The sequence below is a fragment of the Siminovitchia thermophila genome (assembly GCF_016909185.1).
GTDB classification, from domain to species: Bacteria; Bacillota; Bacilli; order Bacillales; family Bacillaceae_C; genus Siminovitchia; species Siminovitchia thermophila.
Genome location: NZ_JAFBFH010000037.1, coordinates 38,793 through 46,365 on the forward strand (window position 1 = coordinate 38,793; position 7,573 = coordinate 46,365).

Annotated in this window: 8 protein-coding genes and 1 riboswitch; all 8 genes read right to left on the reverse strand. The window is 44.4% G+C overall.

The window, feature by feature from the left end:
* Positions 1-10 precede the first annotated feature (10 nt).
* Positions 11-2,239, reverse strand: coding sequence for a phosphoribosylformylglycinamidine synthase subunit PurL (gene purL, locus JOC94_RS19360; protein WP_077110018.1), 2,229 nt, complete (start codon positions 2,237-2,239; stop codon positions 11-13).
* The gene (gene purQ, locus JOC94_RS19365; protein ID WP_077110017.1) at positions 2,223-2,909 is read right to left on the reverse strand and encodes a phosphoribosylformylglycinamidine synthase subunit PurQ; all 687 of its coding nucleotides are present in this window, start codon (positions 2,907-2,909) and stop codon (positions 2,223-2,225) included. Before purQ ends, purL begins: the two co-directional genes overlap by 17 nt.
* Positions 2,906-3,160, reverse strand: a complete 255-nt coding sequence (gene purS / locus JOC94_RS19370) for a phosphoribosylformylglycinamidine synthase subunit PurS (RefSeq protein ID WP_077110016.1) — start codon at positions 3,158-3,160, stop codon at positions 2,906-2,908. Before purS ends, purQ begins: the two co-directional genes overlap by 4 nt.
* A 15-nt stretch (positions 3,161-3,175) precedes the next feature.
* The gene (gene purB / locus JOC94_RS19375; protein WP_077110071.1) at positions 3,176-4,474 is read right to left on the reverse strand and encodes an adenylosuccinate lyase; all 1,299 of its coding nucleotides are present in this window, start codon (positions 4,472-4,474) and stop codon (positions 3,176-3,178) included.
* 28 nt (positions 4,475-4,502) lie between these two features.
* A complete protein-coding gene (gene purK, locus JOC94_RS19380; protein WP_077110015.1) occupies positions 4,503-5,636 on the reverse strand; it encodes a 5-(carboxyamino)imidazole ribonucleotide synthase in 1,134 nt (377 codons plus the stop codon).
* Positions 5,623-6,111 (reverse strand): 5-(carboxyamino)imidazole ribonucleotide mutase, encoded by a 489-nt coding sequence (purE, locus tag JOC94_RS19385; protein ID WP_077110014.1) that lies wholly within the window; start codon positions 6,109-6,111, stop codon positions 5,623-5,625. The genes purK and purE overlap by 14 nt, the downstream gene beginning before the upstream one ends.
* Before the next feature lie 273 nt (positions 6,112-6,384).
* A riboswitch (purine riboswitch) is annotated at positions 6,385-6,485 on the reverse strand.
* 70 nt (positions 6,486-6,555) lie between these two features.
* The gene (locus JOC94_RS19390; protein WP_077110013.1) at positions 6,556-6,753 is read right to left on the reverse strand and encodes an NETI motif-containing protein; all 198 of its coding nucleotides are present in this window, start codon (positions 6,751-6,753) and stop codon (positions 6,556-6,558) included.
* Positions 6,750-7,292, reverse strand: coding sequence for a DUF2179 domain-containing protein (locus JOC94_RS19395; RefSeq protein WP_077110070.1), 543 nt, complete (start codon positions 7,290-7,292; stop codon positions 6,750-6,752). The genes JOC94_RS19390 and JOC94_RS19395 overlap by 4 nt, the downstream gene beginning before the upstream one ends.
* Positions 7,293-7,573 lie beyond the last annotated feature (281 nt).

The following is a 7,573-nucleotide window of genomic DNA, read 5'->3' on the forward strand; positions in this document are numbered from 1 at the left end:
CATTCCTCATTTAAACTTTATTCAGCAAACGCGGAATTGCTTTTTTCCATGCTTCTTCCAACGATTTGCTGTTGATTTTGATTAAAAGTTCTTTGTTCTCATTTTGAATGACAAGTTCTTCATTGCCGGTAACTTCACCAATGAATTGCGCATCTTCAACTGCTTGTTCGAACGCTGCTTGATTTTCTTTTTTCACCGACACGATAAAACGTGACTGTGTTTCCGAAAATAAAACGGTTGTTTCATCACCTGGTAATGTGATTTCTGCACCAAGTCCATCCGTTTCAAATAAACATTCTGCTAGTGCAACAGCCGCTCCGCCTTCAGAGATGTCATGAGCAGATGATACAAGTCCGCTCCTGATGGCTTCAAGTAATTGTTTCTGTCTTCTCACTTCTTTATCTAAGTCAATCTCAGGCGCTTTTCCGGAAATGTCGCCGCGAACCATTTTTTGCAGCTCGCTTCCTCCAAATTCCTGCTTTGTTTCCCCAATCATGTAGACTAAGTCGCCTTTTGCTTTGAAAGATTGTGTCGTAACATGATTAAGATCAGAGATCAAGCCGACCATACCGATGATGGGTGTCGGGTAAATCGCTTTTCCGCCTTTCTCATTGTACAGGGAGACGTTTCCACTAATAACTGGACTGTTCAAGGCGCGGCAAGCGGCACTGATTCCTTCTGCAGACTTTTCTATTTGCCAAAAAATTTCCGGTTTATCCGGGCTCCCGAAGTTCAAACCATCGGTAATGGCGAGCGGTTCCGCACCCGAGCAAACGACGTTGCGCGCCGCCTCGGCAACTGCAATTTTCCCGCCAGTTTCCGGGTCCAAATAAATGTATCGGGAATTACAGTCCGTTGAAATGGCAATGGCTTTATTCTTACCCGGAATTCTAACGACTGCCGCATCAGATCCTGGCGTTACAACTGTATTTAATCCGACTTGATGGTCAAATTGTTCATACACCCACTGCTTGCTCGCAATTGTTGGTTGTTCCAAAAGTTTGAGCAACGTTTCCTGATAATCTGTTATGTGAATAACATCCTGCTCCATTGACTGGAATTCACGATAATAAGCTGGTTCCTCGGCCTTTTTATGATACACGGGCGCATCTTCCGCCAAAGCATCGGCAGGAACTTCAGCCACAACTGCTCCTTTATGGAAAAGACGAAGCATTTTATCATCAGTAACATGTCCAATGGACACAGCTTCAAGGTCATATTTTGCAAATAAATCAATAATCTCCTGCTCACGGCCATTTTTAATAACGATCAACATCCGCTCCTGGGACTCTGACAACATCATTTCATAAGGTGTCATATTCTCTTCCCGCTGTGGAACAAGATCCAAGTCCATTTCAACACCATATCCTGCTTTACTTGCCATTTCGGCAGAGGAACTAGTCAGTCCGGCCGCCCCCATATCCTGAATACCGATCAACGCATCCGAATGAATGAGCTCCAAACAGGCATCCATGAGCAGTTTCTCGGTAAACGGATCGCCGGCTTGGACCGCGGCCCGCTCTTCATCTTCCGCCTCCGACAATTCCGAAGAGGAGAATGTCGCTCCGTGAATACCGTCGCGTCCTGTTTTGGAACCAACATACATGACCGTGTTGCCCACGCCTTTGGCTTGGCCTTTTTGCATGTCTTCGTGATTCAACAAACCTACAACCATCGCATTGACGAGCGGGTTGCTCTCGTAGGACGGGTCAAACTGAATTTCACCGCCGACAGTTGGAACTCCGAGCGTGTTGCCGTAATCAGCAATTCCGGCAACAGCCTGTTCAAGCAAATAGCGAACCCTTGAAGAACTCAATTCGCCAAAGCGCAAGGAATTCATCGCCGCAATCGGGCGTGCTCCCATGGAGAAGACGTCACGCACAATGCCTCCCACACCTGTTGCAGCACCCTCGTACGGTTCAATCGCAGAAGGAGAATTGTGGCTTTCAATTTTAAATACAACCGCTTGGTTATCGCCAATATCGACGATTCCGGCGCCTTCACCCGGCCCCTGAAGGACTTGCTTGCCTTCCGTCGGGAATCTTTTTAAAACTGGTTTGGAACTTTTATAGCTGCAATGTTCGGACCACATGACGGAAAAAAGTCCGGTTTCCGTATAATTCGGGGTTCTCCCGAGCATTTTCTCCGCCCGCTCAAACTCTTCATCTGTCAATCCCATTTTTCGGTATATTTTTTCTTCCTTGATTTGTTGCGGACTAGGTTCAAGCGTTTGCGGCATGTGACTCCCTCCAGTTTCTTTCAATAGATTGAAACAATTTGACGCCATCCGTGCTTCCCAAAAGCGTATCGATCGCTCGTTCCGGATGCGGCATCAAGCCAAGGACATTACGACGTTCGTTTGTAATTCCGGCTATGCCCCCAATGCTGCCATTCGGATTTTCAGATGTATAAGTGAAGATAATTTGATTATTTTCCTTTAATTGTTTATAGATAGCTTCATCACAAAAGTACCTGCCCACTTTATGGGCAATGGGCATTTTGATTTTTTCTCCGTCCTCATATAAAGAAGTAAAACATGTATCACTATTTTGAACGAATAATTCCATCTGCTTGCAAACAAATTTCAAGGTTTCGTTTTGCAATACCGTGCCGGGAAGAAGACCTGCTTCAAGCAAAATTTGAAAACCGTTCCCAATGCCGACAACTGGCTTTCCGGCTTCAGCCGCTTTCTTCACTGCCCCCATGACAGGCTGTCTTTTGGCAATGGCTCCCGGACGAATGGCGTCTCCATACGCCGCTCCTCCCGGAAGAAGAATGGCGTCGAATGAATCAAGGTCCGTCTCATCGTGAGATACGTAAGTTGCCTTGACACCCGAAACTTGTCCAGCTGCTTCGAATGTGTCTGTTTCACAGGTCGTGCCCGGAAAAACGACAATGGCTATTTTCACTCTGCAACAACCTCCTCGATTTCAAACCGGTAGTCTTCCACTTCCGTGTTGACCAGCAAGTTGCGGCACATATCTTGTACAGCTTCTTCTACGTTTTTATCCGTTTTAGCCATTGTCACTTCTATATATTTGCCAATGCGTAAGCTTTCCACTTCTGGAAATTCCGATCTTTTTAGTTCTTTCATGGCAGCGTCCCCTGCAGGGTCAATAACACTTTCCCTCAACGTTACGAATATCTTCACTTTATACATCTTTCATTTCTCCTTTCACTGGCGCAAGCCAAGTTTTTCAAAAATGGCATCAACATGCTTTAAATGATATTGGGGATCAAAGCAAGCGTCTATTTCCTCAGGTCCAAGCAGCTTTTGCACTTTCTCATCTTCGGCAATCAACTTTTTAAAAGAAACTTGTTTTTCCCAGGCTTCCATCGCTTTTGGCTGAACTGTATCGTACGCTTCTTCACGGGAAAGACCCTTTTCAATTAGCGCAAGCAACACTTGCTGTGAAAAAATTAAGCCGAGTGTTTTCTTCATGTTCCTTTTCATATTTTCCGGGTAAACCGTCAAATTTTTCACAACATTGCCGAAGCGGTTTAACATGTAGTTCAAGGCAATCGTCGCATCTGGCAAAATGATTCGTTCCGCAGAAGAGTGGGAAATATCCCTTTCATGCCAAAGCGGGACATTTTCATACGCAGTCATCATGTAACCGCGAATGACCCTTGCCATTCCCGTCATATTCTCGGAAGCGATCGGATTCCGTTTATGCGGCATAGCGGAAGATCCTTTTTGTCCCTTTGCGAAAAATTCTTCCACTTCCCGTGTCTCGCTTTTTTGCAAACCGCGGATTTCAATGGCAAACTTTTCAATCGACGTGGCGATTAAAGCAAGGACACTCATGTAATGGGCGTGCCTGTCACGCTGCAACGTTTGCGTAGAAATCGGCGCCGGCTGAAGACCAAGTTTTTCACAAACATACTGCTCGACAAATGGATCAATGTTGGCGTAGGTGCCGACAGCTCCAGAAATTTTGCCAAACTCGACTCCTTTTGCTGCCGCTTGAAATCGTTCCAGATTCCGCTTCATTTCCTCATACCATAATGCGAGCTTTAATCCGAACGTTGTCGGCTCGGCATGAACTCCGTGTGTCCGTCCCATCATAACAGTATCTTTATGTTCAATCGCTTTTTCCTTGATAATGGAAATCATATTTTCCAAGTCTTTTACAATAAGACTATTCGCCTGTTTTAACAAATAAGAAAGAGCTGTGTCCACAACATCCGTTGATGTTAAACCGTAGTGAATCCATTTCCGTTCTTCCCCTAATGTTTCCGACACGGCCCTTGTAAAAGCAACGACATCATGCCTTGTTTCTTTCTCAATCTCTTTGATTCGGGCAACATCAAAAGAAGCCTTTTCCCGAATTTTTTTCACGTCTTCCCTGGGAATCTCCCCAAGTTCTGCCCATGCTTCACAAGCAAGTATTTCCACTTCCAGCCAAGCATTGTAGCGGTTCTCCTCTTTCCATACCGCTCCCATTTCAGGCCTTGTGTAACGTTCAATCATAATTTGAAGTACCTCACTTTTCCTTACATCATTTTTTCCATATGCCACTGTTCTCAAATGCTGCCAATGTATCGTCCAAATCATCGGAAAGCACGGTAATATGACCCATTTTCCGGTTCACTTTTGCTTCTGCTTTTCCGTATAAATGAACATTCCAATGAGGCTGCTTGGGAATCTGCTTGACCACGCCTTCCACATGCTGCCCGAGAATATTGATCATGACAGCCTGTTCCAAAAGCCTTGGCTTTAATAATGGCCACCCGCAAACAGCCCGAATATGCTGGGCAAACTGTGAAATATTGCATGCTTCAATCGTATAATGGCCGGAATTGTGTGGACGTGGCGCCAATTCATTTACGTATAACGCCCCATCTTTCGTTAAAAACATCTCAATTGCCAGCGTCCCGACAAGATCAAGATGCCCAGCAATTTTTTCGGCAAGTAGGACCGCCTGTTCTTCTACTGCTTCGGAAATTCTTGCAGGAACAATCGTTTCATGCAAAATGTTGTTTACATGAACATTTTCTCCTATCGGAAAACATTCAAGCTCTCCGGTTGTACTTTTGGTAATAATCATGGATATTTCTTTGTCAAACGGAATCCATGATTCCAGCACACACGGACCACTTTTCAACAACTCAGCTGCAGAGGCAATATCTTCTTTTTTTCGGAGTACATACTGTCCTTTTCCGTCATAGCCTCCGCGTGACGTCTTTAAAACAGAAGGAAAGCCGATCGTTCGGAGCTCCTTATTCAAATCTTCTTCCGTTTCGATCACGGCAAAGGGAGCGACATCCACCCCTGCCTCTGTCAATGCTCGCTTTTCCAGAATCCGGTCTTGCGTCACTTTGATGATCTCTGCTCCCTGGGGAACATAAGTCTTCTCAGTAAGCCATTTCAGCGCTTCATAGTCGACGTTTTCAAATTCATACGTAATAACATCACTGATGGCGGCCAACTTTTCCAGAGCTTGTCGGTCATCATATGATGCCACAATTTCGTCATCAGCTACTTGTCCTGTAGGTGAATCTTTCGTCGGCTCTACAACGGCAATACGGTATCCCGCCGCTTTAGCCGACATAGCCATCATCCGGCCAAGTTGTCCTCCGCCGATAATGCCGATGGTTTTTCCCGGTTCAATGAAACCCCTAAACAAGCTCATCACTGCTTTCCATTACTTTTTCTTTTAATACATTCCTTCTATTTACCAATTTTTCATAAATATCATCATTCATAGTTCCAAGTATTTGGGCTGCCAATAACCCTGCATTCGTTGCTCCAGCTTTTCCTATGGCAACGGTTGCTACTGGTACACCACCCGGCATTTGAACGATGGATAACAAAGAGTCCATCCCTTTTAACGCCTTCGATTCTACCGGTACACCAATGACCGGAAGCACCGTCTTGGCCGCCACCATCCCCGGTAAATGAGCCGCACCGCCCGCTCCGGCAATAATGACCTTCAAGCCGCGCTTCTTCGCGGTTTCTGCATACTCAAACATCAAATCAGGTGTCCGATGTGCAGAAACGACTTTTTTTTCATACGGTATTTCCAATTCATCCAAAATATCGCAGGCGTGCTTCATCGTTTCCCAATCGGATGTACTGCCCATAATAATTCCGACTTCGGCTTTCATTCAATCAAACCCTCCGTCTATTTTATAAAATAAAAGTGAAACTTCAATTAGCGGGGACATTCTTCCATTCCTACTGATTGTTGGTTGAACCAATCGGGCTTTTACTGGCAGTTGTTCCCCCGCTTGCCATTCTCCTATGATCTAACATTCTTGAAGTTAAGGTCTTATTGCCAGTTAAAGCGGAATAAAAAAACCGGATCACTACTTTTCTGGAATAGAAAGCAGTTGATCCGGGAGTACCTTATGCATTTGAAAAAAGCATCTCAAATGCTTCCCAAATTCCACTTTCCTCATAGTCCAATTATTTACGGTAATTGGGTAGAAACTTATGGGCCTTATTCCCATGATATACGAGGCTTTTTACATATTCATCTTAACAATCGGACGAATGGATGTCAAACAATAATCGAACAATAATTAAACTTTTTTGTATAATGTTCGGATTCAGGACATCTTCTCTCCCTCAAAAATAATTTTCTGCAAAACGGGCCTATATTCAGAATCGCCATTACCTTTCCCCTCCATAAAGACCGGCTTTTCCAGCCGACGCACCGGCCTATATCCTTCCCGTTCCATTCGGGCCAGGCAGTCATCAATCGTTTCATGTTCCTCCACAAAAAACTTCTTCTTTTGTTTGGTCATTTCTCCAGCTTTCCTCTCTTGACCGTTTTCACCCAAAATCCCCCATGAATGGCCTTCGGCTCATAGGCAATAATGAATGCTTTGGGATCTAACTCCTTAATTTGCTGATACAATTTTAATTCATATTTCCTTGGCGTCAGTACTTGAATCGCCATTCTGTCTCCTTCAAGACCCTGCGCCGCCCAACTCGTCACGCCGTAGCCTTGCTCACGGAGTAGTTTGGGCAAATCTCGATCATATTCTTTTGTAATCACATTAACGGTTATGTATCCGAGCGCAAGCTTTTCTTCAATTTTTGATCCAACAATAATCCCGATCCCATATCCTGCAGCATAGGCAAGTAAATTTTGAACTTTGTTTAAGTTATCAAGCACCAAACCTAAGCCCACCACATACACGAGTATTTCAATAACACTAATACCGGCGGCCAAATAGCGGTAACCTTTTAAAGTCAGGATCATGCGAATCGTGAAAAAAGATACGTAAACAATATTTATAACTAAAATAATAGCCAACATCATGAATCCATTTTCAAGCATGGCGCCCACTCCCTTCTCCCTTAAATCTTGTAGCAATTATAATGGGTCGTAAAATCGATTTTACATGTAATATATGCCGAGAGCAATATGTAAAAAAACATACTGATTCTCCTCGCTTACATTGATTTCTTTTCAATACTTTTTTTAAAAAACTAAAAAAGACACCCATTGATATGGATGTCCTGTTTGCCCGGCAACGTCCTGCTCTCACAAGGGGAAGCCCCTCATTACCATCGGCGCGCGAACTTAACTTCCGTGTTCGGGCTGCGGATCATGATGAC